Source organism: Stutzerimonas nosocomialis, assembly GCF_005876855.1.
Lineage (GTDB): Bacteria > Pseudomonadota > Gammaproteobacteria > Pseudomonadales > Pseudomonadaceae > Stutzerimonas > Stutzerimonas nosocomialis.
In genome coordinates this window covers 59,290-80,956 of sequence record NZ_QLAE01000009.1, presented here as the reverse complement: position 1 = coordinate 80,956, position 21,667 = coordinate 59,290, and the positions used below count along the sequence as shown (strand labels likewise).

Here is a 21,667-nt window from a genome sequence, read left to right as displayed (position 1 = left end):
GCCGCGCCGGCTGTCATCAAAGCGCAATTGCAACCTCATCCAATAACAGCCGCCCGGTCAGGGCGGCAGAGGAGACAAACCATGCACAGCAGCCTCGAACACATGAGCGCCTGGGGTCTGGTTCGCGACGCAAGCCCCGTGGTCCAGGCGGTGATGCTCATCCTGGTGCTGGCCTCGCTGATCAGCTGGTACCTCATCATCCAGCGCGGCAGCCTGCTGCGGCGCAGCGAACGTCTGCTCAACGGCTTCCAGCGTCAGTTCCGCGAGACCGGCGACCTCGCCCGGCTGCACCGCGAGAACCAGGCGGCGCACGCCGATGCCGGCCTGCAGCGCATCTTCCTGGCCGGCTACGGCGAGTTTTCCCAGTTGCAGCACCAGCCGGGCATCTCACCGGAGGCGGTGATCGAAGGGGTCGAACGCAGCCTCTACGTGGCCATCGCCGAGCAGGAGGAACGGCTCGAGAAGGGCCTGCCGTTCCTCGCTACGGTGGGTTCGGTGAGCCCCTACATCGGCCTGTTCGGCACCGTCTGGGGGATCATGAATTCCTTCCTCGGCCTGTCCCAGGTGCAGCAGGCGACCCTCTCCACCGTGGCGCCGGGCATCGCCGAGGCGCTGATCGCCACCGCCATCGGCCTGTTCGCGGCGATTCCCGCGGTGATGGCCTACAACCGCTTCGCAACGCGCAGCCAACGGCTGATCGCCCGCTACTACAGCTTCGGCAACGAGCTGCAGGCGCGTCTGCACCGGCGTCTGCATGGTGTCCCGGTGGTCGCCGCGGCGGCTTGAGGAGAACGTCATGCTGGTTCGTCCCCCGCACAAGCACGGCCCGAAAGCCGAAATGAACGTGGTGCCCTACATCGACGTGATGCTGGTGCTGCTGGTGATCTTCATGGTCACCGCGCCAATGCTGACCCAGGGCGTGAAGCTGGAACTGCCCAAGGTGGCCGCCGAGGCGATGCCCGCCGACAGCCGGCAGCAGGTCCTCACGCTCTCGGTGAAGGCCGACGGCAGCTACTACTGGAACCTGGGCAACGAGCTGAACGTCGAGCAGCAGACCGACAGCGCCGTGGACCTGGCCGAGATGAGTGCCAAGGTCTCGGCGGTGGTCGCCGCGCGCAGCGATACCCAGGTCTACATCCGCGCCGACCAGGGGGCCGACTATGGCGTGGTGGTCGCCGGCATCGCCGCGTTGCAGCGCGGCGGGGTGTCCCAGATCGGCCTGATCACCGAGGCGCCCTGAGATGAGCAGCCTGTCCCTGCGCGGCGTGGCGCTGCCGGCCGTCGATGGCGCCTGGCGCAGCCATGCCGCCGCGCTGAGCCTGACCCTCGGCCTGCACCTGGGTCTGTTCGCCCTGTTGTTGCACGGCGGCTCCTTCGAGTCGCCCGCGCCGGCGGCGCCCCCGTTGCTCAAGACCCAGCTGGTCAGCCTGCCCAGGCCGTTGCCCGAGGCCGCGCCCGAGCCGGTGCCAGCGACGCCCGTGGTGGCCGAAGCCGAAGCCGAACCCGTGCCCGAGCCACGGGTGCAGGCACCGCCGGAACCGGACGTGCCGAAGGTCGACCCCCAGCGCGAGCAGCGTCGCCTGGAAGAGGCGGCCCTGGCGCGAAAGCGTGCCGAGCAGCAGCGCCAGGCAGCGCGCGAGCGCGAACGGCAGGCCGAGGCCGAACGTGAACGTCAGGCGCAAGAACGTCTCGCCCAGGCCGAGCGACAGCGCCTGCAGGCCGAGCGCCAGGCTCAAGCCCGGGCCGAGGCGGCCGCCGAACAGGCGCGTCAGGCTGCGGCCGCCGCCAGCCGCCAGTACGAGCCGCTGGTCAAGCAGGCGCCGGCCTATCCGCAGCGCGCGCTGGACAAGGGCATCGAGGGCGAATGCACGGTGATTTACACGGTCAACACGCAGGGCCGGGTGGAAGACCCGCAGGTACTGGGCGAGTGTCATCCGCTGTTCGTGCGCCCCTCGCTCAACGCCGCCAAGGGGTTTCGCTACCAGCCCCGGGTCGTCGACGGCCGCAGCGTGGCGGTGGCCGGCGTGAAGAATACCTTTCGCTACCGCATCGAGTGAGGCGGGCGCGCAGCCGCCGGCCCCACCGCCCATTCACTACACGCGAGTCGACATGAAGCAGGATCTCGAAGCCTTTCACGCCCGCCTGGCCGCCCACGACGACCAGGCGATCAACCCCAGCCGCAACCCGAGCCTCGAGCAGATGATCGACAGCGGCCGGCGCAACCTGCTCAAGGGCAGCCTGACGCTCGCCGCGCTCGGCTTCATGGGGGGCGGGCTGGCCGCCTGCCGTGGCAGCCTGGCCGCCAGCCCGCTGCTTGGCTTCCAGGGCGTGGCGGTGCAGCAGGCCGATGATTTCGACCAGGTGCTGGTACCCGAAGGCTATCGGGCGCGGCCGTTCTTTTCCTGGGGCGATGCGGTGTTGCCCGATGCGCCGGCCTGGCGTCCGGACGCCCGCGACGACTGGCAGGCGCAGCTCGGACAGGCCGGCGACAACCACGACGGCATGCACTTCTTCCCGTTCCCCGAGGCGCCGGACAGCCACGGCCTGCTGGTCATCAACCACGAGTACGTCAATCCGACGCTGCACCCCAACGGCATGACGCTCAGTGACGGCAGGCGTCCGCTCGAGGAGGTCAAGAAGGAACAGGCCGCCCACGGTGCCAGCGTCATCGAGGTGAGGAAGGATGCCGACGGGCAATGGCAGCGGGTCATGCCGTCGCGCTACAACCGCCGCATCTCGGGTTTCACGCCGATGCGCATCAGCGGCCCGCTGGCCGGACACGAGGCGATGAAGACCGTCGCCGATCCGTCCGGACGGGAGGTGCTGGGCACCTTCAACAACTGCTCCAGCGGCTTCACGCCCTGGGGCACCTACCTGATCTGCGAAGAGAACTGGCACAACTACTTCGTCAACCACGATCAGGCCGACTTCGCCCGCCGCGTCTCGCACAAGCGCTACGGGCTGGCCAACGAGGGGATGAGCAAGCTCTACGGCTGGGAGACCGCCGATGCGCGCTTCGATGCCACCCCGGACGCCAGCCAGCCCCACGGCGCTTACGTCAACGAACCCCACCGTTTCGGCTGGGTGGTCGAGCTCGACCCCTTCGATCCGGACAGCCAGCCGGTCAAGCGCACCGCGTTCGGCCGCTACTGCCGCGAGTGTTCGGTGCTCTCGCTGGGCGAGGACGGGCGCATGGCGTTCTATTCGGGCGACGACACCAAGGGCGAATACATCTACAAGTTCGTCCCGAGCGGACGCTTCGACGCGGCCAACCCCAGGGCCAGCCGCGACCTGCTCGACGAGGGCACGCTCTATGTCGCCCGGTTCGACGCCGAGGGCCGTGGCCGCTGGCTGCCCCTGGTGCATGGCCAAGGCGGGCTGACCGCCGAGAACGGCTTCGCCAGCCAGGCCGAGGTGCTGCTCAACGCCCGGGCCGCGGCCGACCTGCTGGGGGCGACGCCGATGGACCGGCCGGAGTGGGTCGCGGTCCACCCGACCACCCGCGAGGTCTACGTGACCCTGACCAACAACGACGGGCGCGGCACCCGGCAGCCGGCCAACGAGGCCAACCGGCGTCCGGCCAACCTGCACGGGCACATCATCCGCTGGAACGAGGAGGGCGCCGACCCGACCGCCACCGAGTTCAGCTGGGAGTTCTTCCTCCTCGCCGGCGAGCCGGAAGGCGCGAAAACCGCCACGGGCGAAGCGGTGCCGGCCAACCTGATCGGCACCATCAATGGCGACCTGTTCTCCTCGCCCGATGGGCTGGCGTTCGATGGGGCCGGACGCCTGTGGATCGAGACCGACTACGAGGACCGCGACCCGGCGATGCAGGCGATGGGCTGCAACCAGCTGCTCTGCGCCGACCCGCAAAGCCGCGAGGTGCGGCGTTTTCTGGTCGGCCCGCGGGGCTGCGAGATCACCGGGATCACCTGGAGCCCCGACTACCGCGCCCTATGGATCAACATCCAGCACCCGTCGTTGAGCTACCCGGCCAGCGACGGCAGCACCCGGCCGCGCTCGACCACGGTGCTGATCACCAAGGACGACGGCGGCGTGATCGGGACCTGATCGCCGCGTCCCGATCGCAGTGTTCCATCGGGCGCGCGGTTGCCCGCCAGGCCTTGGCGTGGCCATCGCAAGCCCCGCCCGGGGCGTCCGGCAATATTCTGCAAAAACGGGCTCATCAGGCGCCGATGCGGCCCAGGCGCCGTCATCTCTGGGCTGGGCGCTTTGCTCGCGGGTCCTGGGCCGCTCGCCGGCGCCGAACCGTGGAACGGCACCGATGCACCTTCGTCAGATCATTACCCCACCTGCAATCAGCATCGACGGAGAGCATTGATGAGGCTCGAGAACAAAGTGGCGCTGGTCACCGGCAGCACCCAGGGCATCGGCCGCGGCATCGCCGTGCGTCTGGCGCAGGAAGGCGCGGATATCGTCGTCACCGGGCGCAGCGAGGACGAAGGCCGGGAAACCGCCGAAGAGGTCCGTGCACTGGGACGGCGCGCCTGCGTCATTCCGGCGGATCTGGCCGAGGTGTCCGCCTGCCGCCGGCTGGTCGAGGAGGCGATCCGACAGATGGGGCGCCTCGACATCCTGGTCAACAACGCCGGGATGCAGAAGAACGCGGCCTTCCTCGATGCCGAGCCGCAGGACTACGACCAGATACTGAACGTCAACCTGCGCGCCCCGTTCTTCATCACCCAGGCGTTCGCCCGTCACCTGGTCGAAACCGGTCGTGGCGGACGCATCGTCAACAACAGCTCGGTCCACGAGGAGCTGCCGATGCCGAACTTCACCGACTATTGCGCCAGCAAGGGCGGGCTGAAGATGATGATGCGCAACCTGGCCATCGAGCTCGCCCCGCTGGGCATCACCATCAACAACGTCGCGCCCGGTGCCATCGAGACGCCGATCAACCGCGACCTGATGAACCGGCCCGACAAGCTCGCCAACCTGCTGGGCAACATTCCCGCCAACCGGCTCGGCCAGCCCCGCGATGTGGCCGGCGCGGTGGCCTTCCTGGTGTCGGATGACGCCGACTACATTACCGGCACCACGCTTTTCGTCGATGGAGGTCTGCTGTGGAACTACAGCGAACAGTGAATAGCGAGAATCATCTGGTCGACCCGTTCGAGAAGGCCCTGCGCAAGGTCGCCGGCGCGGACACCCTGAGCCCGGCGGACCGCTACCAGGAGTTCTTCGTCGAAGTGCAGATGAAGCGCATCTTCGAAGACAGCAAGACCTTCGCCGACTGCGCGCCCAAGCGCTATCCCGAGCAGATCCTCGACGCCTACCGTTCCCAGCGCTCGCGCCCGGATTTCGACCTGGCGGCCTTCGTGCACGAGCACTTCAGCGTGTTCGAGTTCGAGCCGCGCGAGTTTGTCGCCGACCCGGACAACACCCTGGAGGAGCACATCGACCGGCTCTGGCCGGTGCTGACGCGCTCGCCCACCGAGCATCCGCCGCGTTCCTCGCTGCTGCCGCTGCCCTATGAGTACGTGGTGCCGGGAGGCCGCTTCACCGAGATGTACTACTGGGATTCCTACTTCACCATGCTCGGCCTGGACGAAAGCGGGCAGTGCGAGCTGATGCAGGCGATGGCCGACAACTTCGCCTACCTGATCGACACCTACGGCCACGTGCCCAACGGCAACCGCTCCTACTACCTGAGCCGTTCGCAGCCGCCGGTGTTCGCGCTGATGACCGACCTGTTCGAGGAACACGGCATCCGCCGCGCCAGCGATTACCTGCCGCAGCTGCGCAAGGAACACGCGTTCTGGATGGACGGCTCCGAGGTGCTGCGCCCGGGCGAAAGCCACCGGCGTTGCGTGTGCATGGCCGACGGCGTGCTGCTCAACCGCTACTGGGATGACCGCGATACCCCGCGCGACGAATCCTACTGGGAAGACGTGGAAACCGCCGCGCGCTCCGGCCGGCCACCGCACCACGTGTACCTTGACCTGCGGGCCGGCGCCGAGTCCGGCTGGGACTTCAGCTCACGCTGGCTGGACGATCCCTCCGACCTGTCCACCATTCGCACCACCCGCCTGCTGCCGGTGGACCTCAACGCCTTCCTGTACAAGCTCGAGCAGCAGATCGCGCGCCTGAGCGAGATCAAGGGCGACCATGAGTCGGCGGCGCATTTTCGCGAACGGGCCGATCGCCGCCGCGAAGGCATCGACCGTTACCTGTGGAACGAGGAGGTGGGCGCCTACTTCGACTACGACTGGCAGCGCGACGTGCGGCGCGAGAACCTCACCGCCGCGACCGTGGTGCCGCTGTTCGTCCACCTGGCCACCGCCGAGCAGGCGGCGAAGGTCGAGCGGATCGTGCGCGAGCGGCTGCTGGCGCCGGGCGGGCTCTCCACCACCGAAGTCAGCGGCAGCGGCGAGCAATGGGACCGTCCCAATGGCTGGGCGCCGTTGCAGTGGATGGGCATCCGCGGCCTGCAGCACTACGGGCACCACGACCTGGCCATCGAGATCGAGAAGCGCTGGCTGATGATCGTCTCGGACCTGTTCGAGCGCGAAAGCAAGCTGGTCGAGAAATACGTGCTGCGGCCCACCGCCGAGCACGCCGGCGGCGGCGAGTATCCGCTGCAGGACGGCTTCGGCTGGACCAACGGCGTCACCCGCAAGCTCCTGCAGGAAGACCCCAAGCACGAGGCCCATCGCTGCCGGGCCGGGCGCTGCCGCACGGAGGACTGAGGCGCCCGCCCGAGCGTTCGTAGCCGTCTGTTCGATCGCCACCGCCCGCTGCGCAAAGCCGCGCAGCAGGACGGCCGGCGTCTGGGTGAACCGCCCGTTTCCGCCTGTTCCGGCCGTCTCGCTGCACGCCCGGCCTGCGACGACAGGTCGCAGGCCGTCTCATGTTTCGTCCCGCTCTGCCGATCTCCTGATAGGACCCGAATGCCGCCGCATCCTGCCGGCATGGACGGACGACACCCCCTGTGCTCCCGAAAGGAAGGCCGCCATGCGCCTCGACTCTCTGACTCTGAAAAGCCGGCTGATCATCGCCGTGGCCATTCCCTGCATCGCCCTGATCCTGGTGGCGGTGACCAGCCTCAACAGCATGTCCACCATGCAGCGCGAGGCCAGCGCGCTCTACCTCAATACCGCGGCGCCGATGCGTGCGATGGCCGAAGCCGCGTCGCGCATTCCGCGCATGCGCGTGGGCATCGACATGATGCTGTTGCAGGAGACCGGCCTGCGCGACGAGCGCGGGGTCAAGACCCGTGTCCAGGAGGCCCTCAACGAGGACATCCCCGAGATGCGCGAGGCCATGCGCCGCGCGGTCGAAGCCCAGGCCAACCCGGAGCGCAAGGCACAGGCGCAGCGCCTGTTCGACCAGTTCGAAAGCATGGTGAGCGCCGAACTGACGCCCATGCTGCGCGCCCTCGACAGCGGTGACATGGCCCGTGCCCAACTCATCTACCGTGACCAGTACGCCAAGAGCTACGGGGTGATGCGCCAGGGCGCCAACGAGCTGCTCGACAGCCTGCTGCTGCAGGCCGAACAGCAGAACCAGCGCAGCCACGAAAGCTATGCCAGCGGCCGCAGCCGCCAGCTGGCGATCATCGCCCTGGGCCTGCTGGTGTCGGCCATCACCGCCTGGCTGATCGTCGCCAACCTGCGCCGCCGGGTTTCCATTCTCCAGGACAAACTCGGCAACGCCGCCGAGCACCTGGCGCTGAACACCCGCATCGAGCTGCCCGGCCAGGACGAGCTGAGCGACATCGCCAGCAGCTTCAACCGCTTCATCGACAAGATCCACCGCACCATGGAACAGCTCGCCGGTAACTCGCGCCAGCTGTCGGTCATGGCCCGCGAAGTGGCCGAACGGGCCCGCCTGACCCAGAGCAACTGCGCCGCGCAGAGCGATCGCACGGTGCAGGTCGCCACCGCGATCAACGAGCTCGGCTCGACCGTCAACGAAATCGCCGGCAACGCGGAAAACGCCGCCCACGTGGCGCGCGAAGCCAGCGGCCACGCCAGCGATGGACGCCAGGTGGTGGTCCAGGCCCACCAGCAGATCGACACCTTGAGCGGCGAGCTGCAGCAGGCCTCCCAGGTGGTCGAGACGCTGGCCGGGCAGATCAACGCCATCAGTTCGACCCTCAACACCATCCGCAGCATTTCCGAACAGACCAACCTGCTGGCGCTCAACGCCGCCATCGAGGCCGCGCGTGCCGGCGAGCAGGGCCGCGGATTCGCGGTGGTGGCCGATGAGGTGCGCACCCTGGCCAGCCGCTCGGGCGCCTCGACCGAGGAGATCCAGCAGGTGATCGACCGCCTGCAGAACGAATCCCGTGCCGCGGTGGAAGTCATGGCCAGGGGCCGTCAGCAGAGCGAGCGGGTGGTGGAATTCGCCGGCAAGGCCTCCGCCGCCCTGGAGCAGATCAACGACCACATCAGCCAGATCAGCGACCAGAACATCCAGGTCGCCACCGCGACCGAGGAGCAGTCCTGCGTGGTCGAGGAGATCAACCGCAACGTCGAGGGGATCAACCACTTCACCCAGGAAACCGCGCAGATCGCCGATCAGCTCAACCAGGCCAGTACCAGCCTGCAGAGCCTGTCGACCCAGCTCGACGAGCTGGTCGGGCATTTCAAGCTGTAAGGCGCCGCACGGGCGTCAGGGAGCCGGCGGCGCGCTAGGGCGCCTCGGCGAAACGCTCTGCATAGAGGTCGACCACCCAGTCGACGAACACCTTCACGCGGTGCGAGCGCTCACGGTGGTAGGGGTAGAGCACGGACACCGGAAGGCCCGGGCTCGGCCAGTCGGCCAGCACCTCCACCAGCTCGCCGGCCTGCAGATGGGGCGCCACCCTGAAGCGCGGCACCTGGATCAGGCCGCAGCCGTTGAGCGCGCAGGTCGTGTAGCACTCCGCGTCGTTCACGCTGATCCAGCTTTGCGGTTCGAAATCCGTGGGTTCATCGTCGACCAGCAGGGTCAGCGGGTAGCGGATGTCATGGTTGCTGCTGAAGAAGCCGACGACCTGGTGTTCGCTCAGCTCGTCCGGGTGGCGGGGGGTACCGAAGCGGGCGAGGTAGGCGGGACTCGCGCAGATCACTTCCGGCATCACGGCCAGGCGTCTGGCGACCAGGGAGGAGTCACGCGGGTTGCCCGCCCGCACCACGCAGTCGATCCCTTCGCCCACCAGGTCGACCAGGCGGTCGCCACTGCTGATGGCCAGGTCGATCCCGGGGTAGCGCTCCCGGAAGGCCTGGATGTTGGGCAGGATGATGCGCGTGGCGTGGGAGCCGTGCAGGTCCAGGCGCAGGGTGCCCCTCGGGTTGCCGGCCAGGGTGCTGAGCGAGGATTCGGCGTCGTCCAGTTCGCTGAGAATCCGCTTGCAGCGCTCGTAGTAGGCCTGCCCGTCCCGGGTGGGCTTGACCTGCCGCGTGGTGCGCTCCAGCAGCCGCGCGCCGAGGCGGGCCTCGAGGCTCTTGATCGCCTGGGTGGCGGTGGCCCGGGGCAGGTTCAGCTCGCCGGCGGCCCGGGTGAAGCTGCCGAGCTCGACGATGCGGATGAAGAGGTTGAGCGTGTCCAGCCGGTCCATGCGCCTTATCCATTGTTCAGGGTGCCGGAATAGTCTTAACAACCCGGCGACGATTATCCAACCGTCTTCGCCTTCCACAATCGACCTGCCCACGTCTCGGGTAAGTCCTTATGGAGGTGAAGCATGACCCTGACCATCCCCGACCATTTCAAGTTGACCCTTGGTGAATCCGCCGTCGCCGCGCTTGCCGCAAGTTTCTGTGCGCTGATCGTCGAGCTGCCCATCTGGGCGATGTTCATCGGCTGGATTTCCTTTTTCACCCGAGCGCCGGGGGTGCGCCAGGGCGCGATCAACCTGGCCTGCACCCTGGCCGGCCTGGCGCTGGGCATGGCGGCCGGCGCCGCAACCGCGGCGTTGTCGCCGACCCTGGGGCCGCTGACCGTGATGCCGGTGGTCTTCGTGGTCGCGGTCCTGGTGCTGTCGACGCGGCGCCTGGCGGTCTTCAACAATCTGCTCGCGTTCTTCCTCGGGCTGGTCAGTTATTTCGCCTCGCATCTGCCCCCGACCCTCCTGACCTTCGGCGAGCTGGGCGGCGCCGCCACGCTCGGCGCGGTGGCGGGGCTGCTGGCGTCCAGGCTGCACGTCCTCTGGGGCGCACATTCCCAGGCCGTATCGGAGGGGCGCCCATGAAACTGCTCAGTCTGTTCGCTGCCCTGGCGACACCCGGCGCGGCGCGGGGTGAGGCGATCGCCTACGCGCTGCTGCGTGCGACCTACGGAGCGATCATGGTGACCCACGGGCTGCCCAAGCTGCTCGGCCAGGCGCACGGCTCGATGGGGGACCCGATGGCCGCCTCGACGCGGCTGATCGACGAGGTGCTCCGTCTGCCCTTTCCGGGCACCTTCGCCCTGATGGTCGCGCTGCTGGAGGGCCTCGGCGGCCTGATGCTCGCCGTCGGCCTGGCGACCCGGGTGGTCGCGGCGCTGATGGCGATCCAGATGCTGGCCATCGTCTACATCCTGGCGCCGACCTGGGCCTGGATCGATCGAGGCATCGAGTATCCGCTGCTGATGCTGGTGCTTTCGCTCTACCTCGTGCTGCGCGGTCCGGGCGTCCACTCGCTGGATAGTCGCCTGGCGACCCCTTCCCTCAAGGCGCAGAGCGTTTCTGTCACGCAATCTTCTAACGGTGTCTCTCCATGAACAAGCGTGCCCCCTTCATCCTGTTCGTACTGCCACTGCTGGCGCTCGCAGGTCCTTCACAGGCGGCCGAGGGCGGCGAATCCGAGTCGTATCGCTACGGCGACCGCCTGGATATCGCCCGTGTGTTGCGCATCGAACAGCCCGCCACCGAGCTGTGCGAAGTGGTGGACGAGGCCATGGTCTACCTCGACAGCAACGGAACCGAGCGGCGCTCGGTGCACCGCACGCTTTCCCAGGCGTGTCAGCATCACTGAACGGAACAAGGCCCCTCGAGCAGGGGCCTTTTTTGCGCGTGGCCGGCTCAGGCGAACCCGCCGTTCGCCCGGATGACCTGGCTGTTGACCCAGCTGCCGTCCGGGCCGGCCAGGAAGGACACCGCGGCGGCGATTTCCTCCGGCGTGCCGAGGCGTTCGAGCGGCGCGAGCTGGCGGATCTGCTCGATCTGCTGGTCGGTCTTGCCGTTGAGAAACAGTTCGGTCGGGACCGGACCCGGCGCGACGGCGTTGACCGTGATGGCGCGCCCCCGCAGTTCGTTCGCCAGCACGTGCACCAGCCCCTCGACGCCGGCCTTCGACGCGATGTAGGGCCCATAGGCGGGAAACGCCTTGGCGATCACGCTGGTCGACAGGGCAATGATCCGCCCGCCCTGGGCCACGTGCTGCGCGGCCAGGCCCAGCACCACGAAGGCCCCGCGCAGGTTGGTGCGCACGACCTCGTCGAACCCCTGCAGGTCCAGTTCGGCGATCTTCAGGTAGGGCATGGTGCCCGCATTGTTGACCACCACGTCCACCCGGCCGAACCGGCGCGTGGTGTCCTCGAACAGCCGCTGCATGTCCGCCAGTTCGGCGACATCGCCCTGCACGGCGAAGGCCTTGCCGCCCTGTTCGGCGATCAGGCCGACCACTTCCTCGGCCGCGCTTCTGTTTCCGGCGTAGTTGACCACCACCGCGAAACCGTCGGCGGCGAGCCGCAGGGCGATCGCGCGGCCGATACCACGCGACGCCCCTGTGACAATGGCAATCTTCTGGTCAGTGTTCATCGGGTTCTCCTGTCTCAGGCAGCGGACGCCGCCTCCAGAGTTCAGTCTGTTGTGACCGTTGGCCGGGATAAAGTGCGTGGCGCTGGATGCACCGTTTCCCGTGCATGAACAATCCGCCGCGCCTTGCGCATCCGTGCCGGGATTTATCGCCGGCGGCCGCGCTCTCATGTACGGCGACGGCCGTTTCGATAGGGGATTGCCTGTGGACAGTCGAGGGTTTGTCTGGGCGCATTTCAAGCTCAATGCCGAGCAGCGCCTGCGCGGGTTCAACTTCTTCGTGCTGCTGGCGATCTTCGCCGACGGAGGCGTGCTGACCGCCCTGGAGCGGGGCTTCTCGCCGGGCCTGCTGATACTGCTGGGCCTCTTTACCGTCCTGCTGGCCGCCGTGTTCTGGCTGGTCGATGCCCGCAGCCGGCAACTGCTGAGCATCACCATCCTGGCCTTGCGGGAAATCGAGGCCGACTATCCGGAAAGCTACCGCCTGTTCGCCCTGGATGCGCAGGGCAACAATCCGGTGGTCAGTTACACCTTCGCCATCCGGGCGCTGCTCACGGCCCAGATGGGCTTCGGGCTCGGGGTGGTGGGCTACGGCCTCATGCTGTGGTGAGACGCCGCTATGACGCTGGCTGGACGGGCGCTCAGCGGTAGATCCCGCCCGTCGCGGCGGACAGGTCGAAGGTGCCCTTCTCGGTGAAACGCACTGTCCCGAGCAGCCCGCCGGCGAGCTTGCCGCGCAGCACGTAGGGCACCTCCTGCATGCCGCCGGCCTCGGCGACGCCCAAGGCCTGGCGGGCCGCCGAGAACGCCGAGATGGTCACCGGCACGGTCAGCACCGTCTCGCCGAAGCGCGTGACGCGCCCGCTCTGGTCGCTGACACCGCTGGCCAGGCGGCGGCCGTTGACTTCCAGGTCCAGCGCCACGCCGTTGTAGTCGATCTCCGAATCGTTGGGGTTCTGCAGGCGCAGCTTCACCGCCAGGCGCAGCTCGAGCCCCTCGCCGGGCAGCGGTTCGATTCCCGCGACCTGGATGTTCAGCGGGTCGCGCTGGGTGAAGGCGGCGCAGCCGCTGAGCAGGGTCAGGGCGAGCAGCGCGCCGAGCAGGCCGCGGGCGAGCGAGAGGGGCAGTACGAGGGAGCGGTGGGTCATGGCTTGTCCGTGTCGGGAGTGGTCTTGATGGTTTTCGACGTCAGCGCCGAAAGCCCTTGCAGCAGCTCGATCGGCAGCGGGAAGACGATGGTGGAGTTCTTGTCCGCGGCGATGTTGCTCAGGGTCTGCATGTAGCGCAGCTGCATGGCGCCGGATTGCCGGCCGAGCATCTCGGCGGCCTGCATCAGCTTTTCCGAGGCCTGCAGCTCGCCCTCGGCATGAATGACCTTGGCGCGGCGTTCGCGTTCGGCCTCGGCCTGGCGGGCGATGGCGCGCACCATGGATTCGTCGAGGTCGACGTGCTTGATCTCCACGTTGGCCACCTTGATGCCCCAGGCGTCGGTCTGCGCATCGAGCACCGACTGGATGTCGTTGTTGAGCTGTTCGCGCTCGGCCAGCATGTCGTCCAGGTCATGCTTGCCGAGCACCGCGCGCAGGGTGGTCTGGGCCAGCTGGCTGGTCGCCGAGTGGTAATCCTCGACCTGGATGATCGCCTTCTGCGCATCGACCACCCGGTAGTAGACCACCGCGTTGACCTTGACCGAGACGTTGTCGCGGGAGATCACGTCCTGGGTCGGCACGTCGAGCACCAGGGTGCGCAGCTCGACCCGCACCATCTGCTGCAGCCCGGGGATGACCATGATCAGCCCGGGGCCCTTGACCTTCCAGAAGCGCCCGAGCTGGAACACCACGCCGCGCTCGTACTCGCGCAGGATGCGGAAGGTCGAGGCGAGCAATCCGATCACCAGGAACGCCAGCACCAAGAAACTCATTTCGAAACCCATCAGTTGCCTCCTCTGGGCGGCTGTTGGTCAGCCGCGGTTACGTCCAGCTTCAGACCGTTGCGCGCCGTCACCCGGACCTGCTGGCCCGGCAGCAACGGCGCCTGGCTGTGGACCTGCCATTGTTCGCCGCGCAGCATCACCCAGCCCTGGCGCGGATCGTCCTCGCGCACCCCGGTGACGGGGGTCAGGTGGCCGATGAGCTCGGCATCGCCGCCCAGCGGCGCGCGCTGCCGGGCACGCACGGCCATGAACAGGATGGCGAAGATGGTCACCGCGCTGACCACCGCGAGGGTCAGGATCAGCCCCAGCGGGATGCCGAAGCCCGGCGCGTCGGTGTCCATCAGCATCACGGCACCCGCGACGAAGGCGGCCGCGCCGCCAATGCCGAGCACGCCGAAACTGGGCAGCAACGCCTCGGCGGCCATGAAACCGATGCCGAGCAGGATCAGCGCGAGCCCGGCATAGCTCACCGGCAGCATCTGCAGGGCATAGAACGCGAGGATCAGGCAGATGCTGCCCAGCACGCCGCCGACGCCCACGCCCGGGCTGGAGAACTCGAAGATCAGCCCGTAGATGCCGATCATCATCAGGATCAGCGCGATGCTGGGGTTGGTGATCACGGCGAGCAGCTTCACCCGCCAGTCCGGGTCGTGGTGGATGAGCGTGGCGTCGGCCGTGCGCAGGGTGACCGGGCCGGCGGCCAGGGTCAGGGTGGTGCCGTCGAGCTGCTGGAGCAGGTGGTCGACGTCGCGGGCCACGTGGTCGATGACCTTCAGTTCCAGCGCTTCGCTGGCCGACAGGCTCACCGCCTCGCGCACCGCCTGTTCGGCCCAGTCGGCGTTGCGCCCGCGCAGTTGCGCCAGGCCGCGGATATAGGCCGAGGCGTCGTTGACCTGTTTCCTGCCCATGGCGTCGGGTTCGGCGGGCTTGTCGGCGGGTTCGCCGCCGGCGGGCGAGCCGGGCCCGCCAATGGCCACCGGTGTCGCCGCGCCGAGGTTGGTCCCCGGCGCCATGGCGGCGATGTGGCTGGCGTAGAGCATGTAGGTGCCGGCGCTGGCGGCACGGGCGCCGCTGGGGGTGACGTAGGTGGCGACCGGAACCGGGCTCGCCAGGATCGCCTGGTTGATGCTGCGCATGGCGCTGTCCAGGCCGCCGGGGGTGTCGAGCTGCAGGACCACCAGCTGCGCGCCTTCGTCCGCCGCGTGCTCCAGGCCGCGTTCGATGTAGCCGGCGCTGGCCGGCCCGATCGCTCCTTCGACGTCCAGCAGGACGACCGGCGCGGCGGCCAGCGCGGCGGCCAGCAGCGGCGCGTTGAGCCCCAGCAGCAGGCCCAGGCAGCAGAGCATCCGGTAGACCAGGCGGGGCATCGGTTCCTCCGTTCGCAGGCAAGGCGACGTTCGGCGGGCTCGCTGAACTTCCCTTCGCCGGGATTTCTCTCATGACTATGAGGCCGCGGGCCGGGCCGAGGTTCGATTTATAACAGCCGGGGGGAAGCCTTCCATGCGCGTTCATCATCTGAACTGTGGCTGCATGTGTCCCGTGGGCGGGGCCCTGTTCGATGGTTTCAGCAAAGGGCTGACCGCCAGCCTGGTCTGCCACTGCCTGCTGATCGAAACCGATCATCACGGCCTGGTGCTGGTGGACACCGGCTTCGGCAGCTGCGACGTGGCCACGCCACGCAAGCGCCTGAGCCCGTTCTTCATCCTATTCAACAACATCCGGTTCGAGCGGCGCTACACGGCGCTGGAGCAGGTGAAGCAGCTCGGCTTCGCGCCGGAGGACGTGCGCCACATCGTCCTGACCCATCTGGATTTCGATCACGCCGGCGGGCTCGAGGATTTCCCCCAGGCGAAGGTGCACGTGCTGCAGCGCGAGATGGATGCGGCCCGGACGGCGCGCAGCATCATCGGCCGCAACCGCTACCGGGAAAAACAGTGGGACGAGGTGCGCGACTGGCAGTTCTACCAGCCGGGCGGCGACACCTGGTTCGGCTTCCAGGCGGTGCGCGAGCTGGCGGGGTTGCCGCCGGAAATCCTGCTGATTCCGCTGACCGGCCATACCCACGGGCATGCGGGCGTGGCGTTGCAGACCACGGAGGGCTGGCTGCTGCATGCGGGCGATGCGTATTTCTATCGCGAGGAAGTCGGCCAGGTCGACCGCCACTGCACGCCGGGGCTGGCGTTCTACCAGCGGATGATGGAGGTCGACCGCAGCGCGCGGCTGGCCAATCAGCACCGCCTGTGGATGCTCTCGCTCGAGCACAAGGACGAAGTGAGCCTGTTCTGCAGCCACGACGCCCGGGAGCTGGAGCGCATGCGGGCCGGTCAGCCGCCAAGGGCAGCCGCCACGGCGGCGGCTGCCGGTCGGATGCCTCAGTAGGCCGCGGCGGCCTCGTCCAGTTGCAGGCTCATGCTCAGCAGCCCGCCGCCCGAGAGATACCACAGGGCGGGAGTCAGGTAGACGATGCGGCCCTCACGTCCGGCGCTGGTGCGGCTCAGCGGCGAGGCGCGCAGGGCTTCGCTGCTCAGCGGCTCGGCGCCGATGGCCGCGCTGCGGTCGATGATGAAGATCACCTGCGGGTCGGCCGCCAGGACTTGTTCGAGGTCCACCGGTTGCGGACGCTGACGCGGCTCGCCGGGCTTGGGGGCTGGCGGAGCCGGCAAGGCGCGCGGCGCCTGCAGGACCGAGTAGATCAGCGGCTGTTCGGTGGGCGAGAAGTTGCCGGCGTTGTGGGTCAGCACCAGCGTCCGCCGTCCGGAATTCGCGACGCGGGAATGGGCCTGGCCTATCTTGGCGGCCATCACCCGCAGCTGCTGCTGGGCTTCGGGCAGCTTGTCGAACATCGAGCCTAGGGTCAGGACGTTGTGCTCGAAGCCGCTCAGGTAGTCCCGTGCATTGATGCTCATGTCCAGCGTCGGGGCGATCTTGGCCAGCGCCTGGCCTTCCTCGCCCTGGCGCCCGGTGATCATGATCACGTCCGGATTCAGCCGGCGCAGGGCCGCGTGGTCCGGCTCCTTCATGCTGCCGGCATCGGCCCGGGCGGGCAGGCTGCTCTGCAGGTAGGCCGGAACGCCCGACGGGGTGGCCGCGATGCGATCGCCCAGGCCGAGGGCGACCAGCGTATCGACGCTACCAAAGTCGAAACTCACGACCTTGCGCGGGTTGCGAGGCACGACGATCTGGGTGCCGTCGGGCTGGCCGACGCTCAGACCGGCGCTGGTCGCAGGCGGCGTGGGCGCGTCGGGCGAGCTGCTGCAGGCGGTGAGCGCCAGCAGCATCGAAGCGGACAGGGCGAGCTTTTTCACGGGTGGGAATCTCCTCGGTCGTTTGCAAGTGAGAAACCATATCATTACAGCGAGGCGCGGCGCGCTGCGCAGGGTCCGTGCAGGTGTAAAGAATGCAAGCGCAACGGTCGGTGCCAACCCTGGCGCCGGGTGGTCCAACCCTCACCAGGGCAGAGGAGCGGGACATGAATTTCATCAGTTGGCTGGGCCTGACCGTCTGCGCGGTGGCGGCGCTCGGCTACCTCGGACGCGGCAGCTACGACATGGCGGGGCTGATGATCGCGCTGGCCGTGGTGTCGCTGATCAACATCCGCCGCAAGCGGGGCCGGGACGAACCGCCGCCCGGCCCGTGATGCGGTCAGCCGGCGCTGCGGTGGCGCAGCAGCCAGGCATAGATGCGCCGGTCGGCGAACGCCAGCCGTGCCGAGTTGACGTGGTCCGCGCCTTCGTCGAGGTACAGGCGCTCGCCGCTGGGCTCTTCCTCGGTGACCGGCTGCAGGTGCAGCGTCTGGATGAAGCGCGCCTGCAGCCGGCGGGTGACCTGCCCGATCGACACCCACAGCGGATGGGGCAGCGGCACCTGGGGCGCGCGCGTCGGGTCGACGGTCCACAGCGCGGCCCATTGGCCCGGCTGGCTCAGCGCGATGTCGAACACGCCGTTGCCGCCGAAGCTGAAGCCGCACAGGTAGCAGCGCGACGGGTCGCCCTGCTGTTCGAGCAGGGCGCGGCGCACCAGGACCTCGACGTCGCCGGCCACCAGTTTCCAGTAGTCGCCGGCCTGGGGCAGCTGCGGCGCGATGATGATGAAGCGCTGGTGGATCTCCCCGGGGACGGCTTCGTGCCAGGGGCCGTGGCGGGTCAGGCCCTGTTCGATCGGGAGCGGTGCGGCTTCGCCATAGCCGTGCAGGAAGCAGAGCAGGGGCCATCCGCTGGGCGGAGGGGTGCCTTCGGGCACCGTCATGAGGCAGGGCAGGGTTGCAGTGTCAATCCGTTGAAATCGAATGTCGGGCATATCCACCTCCGGGAAGCCATGTCTAACAGATTCGACCCGTTGGCAGCAGAAGGTGCTGCACGGCGAGCAGATTTAGTCCGGCAGGCGGCCGGTATCGGTCGAGCGATGCATCCTTCAGGCCAGGACCCTGACGCGCCCGCGGGGAGCGCCGGTAATGGCGCTCCCGGTCACGTTCTGCGATATTGCACCCGTCTGGCCTGAGCCAGGCTGCCGTATTGCCCACAAGGCAGCTCGGCCGGTGACGCCCCTCGAACACGCGCTGTCGATCCATCCTTCAGCCCCCGCGTCCCTTCTCCCGCGCCTATCCGGCGCCGCCCGGCGACTATCCTGTTGCCACGGATCGCCACTGCCGACCACGGCCGTGGCTGCTCGCATAAAAAAGACAACAGACCCACGATCCTAGGACGCCATCATGAAACTGTCCCGCTATTTCACTGCGCTGGCCGCTGCCGCCGCGCTGTCCGCCACTTTCGTCGCGCAGGCCCGCGAGTATTCGGTGTCCACCGTCCTGTCGGACGCCTTCCCCTGGGGCCAGGCGGCGCAGAAGTGGGCCGACCTGGTCAACGAACGCTCCGAGGGCCGCATCACCCTGCGCGTCTACCCCAACGCCCAGCTGGTGGCCGGGGACCAGACCAAGGAGTTCTCCGCGATGCGCTCGGGCCTGATCGACATGGCGGTCGGCTCGACCATCAACTGGTCGCCCCAGGTGCAGGAACTCAATCTGTTCTCGCTGCCGTTCCTGATGAACGACAGCGCCGACCTGGACGCCATCACCGGCGGCAAGGCCGGTGTGCTCGCCTTCGAGGCCATCGAGAAGCGCGGCATCGTCCCGCTGGCCTGGGGCGAGAACGGCTTCCGGCAGATCTCCAACTCGGCCCGTGCGCTGCGCGCGCCGGCCGATCTCAAGGGCCTGAAGATTCGCGTGGTCGGCTCGCCGCTGTTCCAGGACACCTTCAACGCGCTGGGCGCCAACCCGACGCAGATGAGCTGGGCCGACGCCAAGCCGGCGCTGACCACCGGCGCGGTGGACGGGCAGGAGAACCCGCTGTCGGTATTCGACGTCGCGCGTATCGATCAGGTCGGCCAGAAGCACCTGACCCTCTGGGACTACATGGCCGACCCGCTGATCTTCGCCGTCAACCAGCGCATCTGGAAGGAGCTGCCCGAGGCGGACCGCGAGCTGCTGCGCCAGGCGGCCATCGATGCCGGCAAGTGGGAGATCGAGCTGTCCCGCTCCCTCGAAGCCCAGCGTCTGGAGGATATCCGCGCCCGGGGCGTCGAGGTGATCGAACTCAGCGAGGCCGAACGCCAGGCCTTTGCCGAGGCCACTGCCAGCGTGCGCGACAAGTGGTCCTCGCGCATCGGCCAGGCCTTGATGGACGCGGCGGGCGAGGCGGTCGCCAAGCCCTGATCGAATGCATCCCCGGCGCGTGAGCGCCGGGATTCGAGGTTTACGAGATGAACAACCAACCGGACGCGCCCCTGGAGCGCGTGCTGGCCACGCTGGCCCTGGCGCTCGTCGGGGTGATCAGCCTGGCCAACGTCGTGGTGCGCTATTTCACCGACGCTTCCTTCGCCTTCACCGAGGAGATTTCCGTCTTCCTGCTGGTGGTGCTGACCTTTGGCGGTGCGTCGGTCGCGCTGCGGCGCAACCGACACATCCGCATCGGGCTGCTGGAGCGGATGTTTCCGCGGCTGCGCACGCCGCTGATCCTCCTGCAATGGCTGGCCGGCGTGCTGGTGCTGGGGCTGGTGCTCTGGTTCGGCGGGCAGTTCGCGCTGGAGGAATACCAGTGGGAGTCCGAGTCCCCCGGGCTCGGCCTGCCGAACTGGTGGTACGTGGTCTGGCTGCCCCTGCTGGCATTGCTGATGCTGGTGCGGCTGACCCAGATGACCCTCGACCGCCTGCGCGGGAGGCTGTCCGATGAGCCCTGATCTCTGGCTGATCCTGAGCTTCCTGGCGCTCCTGCTGCTCGGCGTGCCGGTCGCCTTCTCCCTGGGGCTGGCCGGCGCCATCGGCATCGTCGCCGGCCTCTCCCCGGAGATGCTGGCGACGCTCGGCACCAACACCTACAACAGCGTCGCCAAGTATCCGCTGATCGCCATCCCGCTGTTCATCCTCACAGGCCTGGTGTTCGAGAAGGCCGGCGTGGCGCTGCGCCTGGTGCGCTTCGCCCAGGCGCTGATCGGCCCGCGCCATGGCGGGCTGGCCCTGGTCGCGGTGCTGGTGTGCCTGATCATGGGCGGCATGAGCGGCTCCGGCCCGGCGGATGCCGCGGCGGTGGCGATGGTGATGCTTCCGAGCATGACCCGCGCGGGCTATCCCAAGCCCTTCTCGGCAACGCTGATCGCCGCGTCGGCGTCCACCGCGATCCTGATTCCGCCGTCGATCGCGCTGATCCTCTATTCGATCGTGGTGCCCGGTGTCGACCTGCGCGCGCTGTTCGCCGCGGGGCTGTTCCCCGGCATCCTCGCCGGGCTGGTGCTGCTGATCCCGGCCTGGCTGCTGTCGCGCCGCTATGGCTGGGAGTCGCCTGAAGAGGGCGAGCGTCCGCCGATCGGCGAGAGCTTCAGGCAGGCGCTGCCCGCGCTGTTCGCCCCGGTGCTGATCCTCGGCGGACTGCGCAGCGGCCTGTTCACGCCCACCGAGGCGGCGGTCGCCGGGGTCGCCTACGGCGTGGCAATCGGCCTGTTCGTGACCCGCGAGCTGGACTGGCGCAGCCTCTGGCGGCTGGTCGGCGAGGCGGCGGTGGTGTCCGGCGTGGTGATGCTGATCATCGCCCTGGCCGGCATCTTCGCCTGGGCCGGAACGATGCTCGGGACCTTCCGCCATCTGGCCGAATGGCTGATCTCGCTGTCGGACAACGGCGCGGTGTTGCTGCTGCTGGTGATGGTCGCGGTGCTGCTCGCCGGGATGCTGCTCGATGCCATCTCGATCTACCTGATCCTGATGCCGATCCTCATCCCGGTGATGCAGCACTTCGGCTGGAACCCGGTGTGGTTCGGCATCCTGCTGGCGATGAACATCGCCATCGGCCAGTTCACCCCGCCCGTGGCGATCAACCTGATGGTGACCGCCGAGGTGGCGCGCATCCGCCTGGAACAGACCATCGGCTGGGCGCTGCTGTTCGTCTGCGCCATGGGCGGCGCGCTGCTGCTGGTGGCGCTGTTCCCCGAGATCGCCCTGTGGCTGCCACGGGTGCTGGGCTACGCGGTGTAGCGCCGGCCTGGGTCAGGCTCGCCGAAAGACAATCGCGGTCTTGACCGCGAAGCTTTCCCAGGCCCTTCCCGCGCGCCCAAGGGTGCAGTGAACCCCTCCGCTGACGTCGGGTCGATTGAAGCGTAGGCCGCACACGGCCCTTTTGTCCTTCTGGAGAGCTTCATGGACCTGATTCGCATCATCGTCGCCATTCTGTTGCCGCCGCTGGGCGTGTTCCTGCAGGTCGGCTTTGCCGGTGCGTTCTGGCTGAACATCCTGCTGACGCTGCTGGGCTACATTCCCGGCATCATCCATGCGGTATGGATCATCGCTCGCCGCTGAGCCGTCCTCCATCGCTCTGGCCCGGCCCATGCCGGGCTTTTTTGTGCTGCGTCCCCTTGCCGTGTAAAGTCCGGTTCCCGTAAAGGGGGGCGAGGGAACCTATCCCGCGCCCCGCACTCAAGAGATGCCGGGAAACGGAACGCTACGGCCACGG

Annotated in this window: 24 protein-coding genes; 17 read left to right on the top strand and 7 right to left on the bottom strand. The window is 68.2% G+C overall.

The window, feature by feature from the left end:
• The first annotated feature begins 81 nt into the window (after positions 1–81).
• From tolQ to DN824_RS07820, 7 genes are all read left to right on the top strand, one after another.
• Complete coding sequence (gene tolQ, locus DN824_RS07850) at positions 82–786, top strand: protein TolQ (protein ID WP_138407794.1); 705 nt, start codon at positions 82–84, stop codon at positions 784–786.
• Positions 787–796: 10 nt separating this feature from the next.
• Entirely contained in the window at positions 797–1,240 is a 444-nt protein-coding gene (gene tolR, locus DN824_RS07845; RefSeq protein ID WP_138407793.1) for a protein TolR, read from the top strand.
• A gap of 1 nt (position 1,241) precedes the next feature.
• The gene (locus DN824_RS07840) at positions 1,242–2,057 is read left to right on the top strand and encodes an energy transducer TonB (protein WP_138407792.1); all 816 of its coding nucleotides are present in this window, start codon (positions 1,242–1,244) and stop codon (positions 2,055–2,057) included.
• Positions 2,058–2,109: 52 nt separating this feature from the next.
• On the top strand, positions 2,110–4,071 hold the full coding sequence (locus DN824_RS07835; protein WP_138407791.1) for a PhoX family protein: 1,962 nt from the start codon (positions 2,110–2,112) through the stop codon (positions 4,069–4,071).
• Positions 4,072–4,341: 270 nt separating this feature from the next.
• Positions 4,342–5,106, top strand: coding sequence for an SDR family NAD(P)-dependent oxidoreductase (locus DN824_RS07830; RefSeq protein ID WP_138407790.1), 765 nt, complete (start codon positions 4,342–4,344; stop codon positions 5,104–5,106).
• Entirely contained in the window at positions 5,103–6,710 is a 1,608-nt protein-coding gene (gene treF / locus DN824_RS07825; protein WP_241663947.1) for an alpha,alpha-trehalase TreF, read from the top strand. The genes DN824_RS07830 and treF overlap by 4 nt, the downstream gene beginning before the upstream one ends.
• A 265-nt stretch (positions 6,711–6,975) precedes the next feature.
• Entirely contained in the window at positions 6,976–8,622 is a 1,647-nt protein-coding gene (locus DN824_RS07820) for a methyl-accepting chemotaxis protein (RefSeq protein ID WP_138407789.1), read from the top strand.
• Between the two features lie 34 nt (positions 8,623–8,656).
• Here the strand turns inward: DN824_RS07820 and DN824_RS07815 are convergent, their stop codons facing one another.
• Positions 8,657–9,565 (bottom strand): LysR family transcriptional regulator, encoded by a 909-nt coding sequence (locus DN824_RS07815; RefSeq protein WP_138407788.1) that lies wholly within the window; start codon positions 9,563–9,565, stop codon positions 8,657–8,659.
• 123 nt (positions 9,566–9,688) lie between these two features.
• Here DN824_RS07815 and DN824_RS07810 point away from each other — a divergent pair, with 123 nt between their 5' ends.
• The 3 genes from DN824_RS07810 to DN824_RS07800 are packed head-to-tail and all read left to right on the top strand — an operon-like array spanning position 9,689 to position 10,961.
• Positions 9,689–10,195 carry a DUF1097 domain-containing protein gene (locus DN824_RS07810; protein ID WP_138407787.1) on the top strand — a complete coding sequence of 169 codons (507 nt, stop codon included), beginning with the start codon at positions 9,689–9,691 and terminating at the stop codon, positions 10,193–10,195.
• Entirely contained in the window at positions 10,192–10,707 is a 516-nt protein-coding gene (locus DN824_RS07805) for a DoxX family protein (protein WP_138407786.1), read from the top strand. Before DN824_RS07810 ends, DN824_RS07805 begins: the two co-directional genes overlap by 4 nt.
• A complete protein-coding gene (locus tag DN824_RS07800) occupies positions 10,704–10,961 on the top strand; it encodes a DUF2790 domain-containing protein (RefSeq protein ID WP_138407785.1) in 258 nt (85 codons plus the stop codon). The genes DN824_RS07805 and DN824_RS07800 overlap by 4 nt, the downstream gene beginning before the upstream one ends.
• A 47-nt stretch (positions 10,962–11,008) precedes the next feature.
• Here the strand turns inward: DN824_RS07800 and DN824_RS07795 are convergent, their stop codons facing one another.
• Complete coding sequence (locus DN824_RS07795) at positions 11,009–11,746, bottom strand: SDR family oxidoreductase (RefSeq protein ID WP_138407784.1); 738 nt, start codon at positions 11,744–11,746, stop codon at positions 11,009–11,011.
• Between the two features lie 202 nt (positions 11,747–11,948).
• On the opposite strand from DN824_RS07795, the gene DN824_RS07790 reads away from it, so the two are divergent.
• The gene (locus DN824_RS07790; RefSeq protein WP_138407783.1) at positions 11,949–12,353 is read left to right on the top strand and encodes a hypothetical protein; all 405 of its coding nucleotides are present in this window, start codon (positions 11,949–11,951) and stop codon (positions 12,351–12,353) included.
• 31 nt (positions 12,354–12,384) lie between these two features.
• On the opposite strand, the gene DN824_RS07785 is transcribed toward DN824_RS07790, so the two are convergent.
• From DN824_RS07785 to DN824_RS07775, 3 genes are read right to left on the bottom strand one after another with little or no spacing between them, the layout of a single operon-like run.
• Positions 12,385–12,891, bottom strand: coding sequence for an LEA/WHy family protein (locus DN824_RS07785; RefSeq protein WP_138407782.1), 507 nt, complete (start codon positions 12,889–12,891; stop codon positions 12,385–12,387).
• Positions 12,888–13,676, bottom strand: a complete 789-nt coding sequence (locus DN824_RS07780) for a slipin family protein (RefSeq protein ID WP_138407781.1) — start codon at positions 13,674–13,676, stop codon at positions 12,888–12,890. Before DN824_RS07780 ends, DN824_RS07785 begins: the two co-directional genes overlap by 4 nt.
• Positions 13,676–15,043, bottom strand: a complete 1,368-nt coding sequence (locus DN824_RS07775; RefSeq protein ID WP_138407780.1) for an NfeD family protein — start codon at positions 15,041–15,043, stop codon at positions 13,676–13,678. Before DN824_RS07775 ends, DN824_RS07780 begins: the two co-directional genes overlap by 1 nt.
• A gap of 133 nt (positions 15,044–15,176) precedes the next feature.
• On the opposite strand from DN824_RS07775, the gene DN824_RS07770 reads away from it, so the two are divergent.
• Positions 15,177–16,055, top strand: a complete 879-nt coding sequence (locus DN824_RS07770) for an MBL fold metallo-hydrolase (RefSeq protein WP_138407779.1) — start codon at positions 15,177–15,179, stop codon at positions 16,053–16,055.
• On the opposite strand, the gene DN824_RS07765 is transcribed toward DN824_RS07770, so the two are convergent.
• Positions 16,049–16,981 (bottom strand): ABC transporter substrate-binding protein, encoded by a 933-nt coding sequence (locus DN824_RS07765; protein WP_158295372.1) that lies wholly within the window; start codon positions 16,979–16,981, stop codon positions 16,049–16,051. The two genes, DN824_RS07770 and DN824_RS07765, sit on opposite strands and share 7 nt — an antisense overlap.
• 164 nt (positions 16,982–17,145) lie before the next feature.
• Between DN824_RS07765 and DN824_RS22545 the strand changes: the two genes are divergently transcribed.
• Positions 17,146–17,313 (top strand): hypothetical protein, encoded by a 168-nt coding sequence (locus DN824_RS22545; RefSeq protein ID WP_174236481.1) that lies wholly within the window; start codon positions 17,146–17,148, stop codon positions 17,311–17,313.
• Between the two features lie 5 nt (positions 17,314–17,318).
• On the opposite strand, the gene DN824_RS07760 is transcribed toward DN824_RS22545, so the two are convergent.
• Positions 17,319–17,972 (bottom strand): hypothetical protein, encoded by a 654-nt coding sequence (locus tag DN824_RS07760; RefSeq protein WP_138407777.1) that lies wholly within the window; start codon positions 17,970–17,972, stop codon positions 17,319–17,321.
• Between the two features lie 412 nt (positions 17,973–18,384).
• On the opposite strand from DN824_RS07760, the gene DN824_RS07755 reads away from it, so the two are divergent.
• The 4 genes from DN824_RS07755 (at position 18,385) to DN824_RS07740 (ending at position 21,513) form a co-directional block, all read left to right on the top strand.
• Positions 18,385–19,383, top strand: coding sequence for a DctP family TRAP transporter solute-binding subunit (locus DN824_RS07755; RefSeq protein ID WP_138407776.1), 999 nt, complete (start codon positions 18,385–18,387; stop codon positions 19,381–19,383).
• A 47-nt stretch (positions 19,384–19,430) separates the two neighbouring features.
• A complete protein-coding gene (locus DN824_RS07750) occupies positions 19,431–19,907 on the top strand; it encodes a TRAP transporter small permease (RefSeq protein WP_138407775.1) in 477 nt (158 codons plus the stop codon).
• Complete coding sequence (locus DN824_RS07745; RefSeq protein ID WP_138407774.1) at positions 19,897–21,192, top strand: TRAP transporter large permease; 1,296 nt, start codon at positions 19,897–19,899, stop codon at positions 21,190–21,192. Before DN824_RS07750 ends, DN824_RS07745 begins: the two co-directional genes overlap by 11 nt.
• 162 nt (positions 21,193–21,354) lie before the next feature.
• Positions 21,355–21,513, top strand: a complete 159-nt coding sequence (locus tag DN824_RS07740) for a YqaE/Pmp3 family membrane protein (protein ID WP_015275395.1) — start codon at positions 21,355–21,357, stop codon at positions 21,511–21,513.
• The last annotated feature ends 154 nt before the right edge of the window (positions 21,514–21,667 follow it).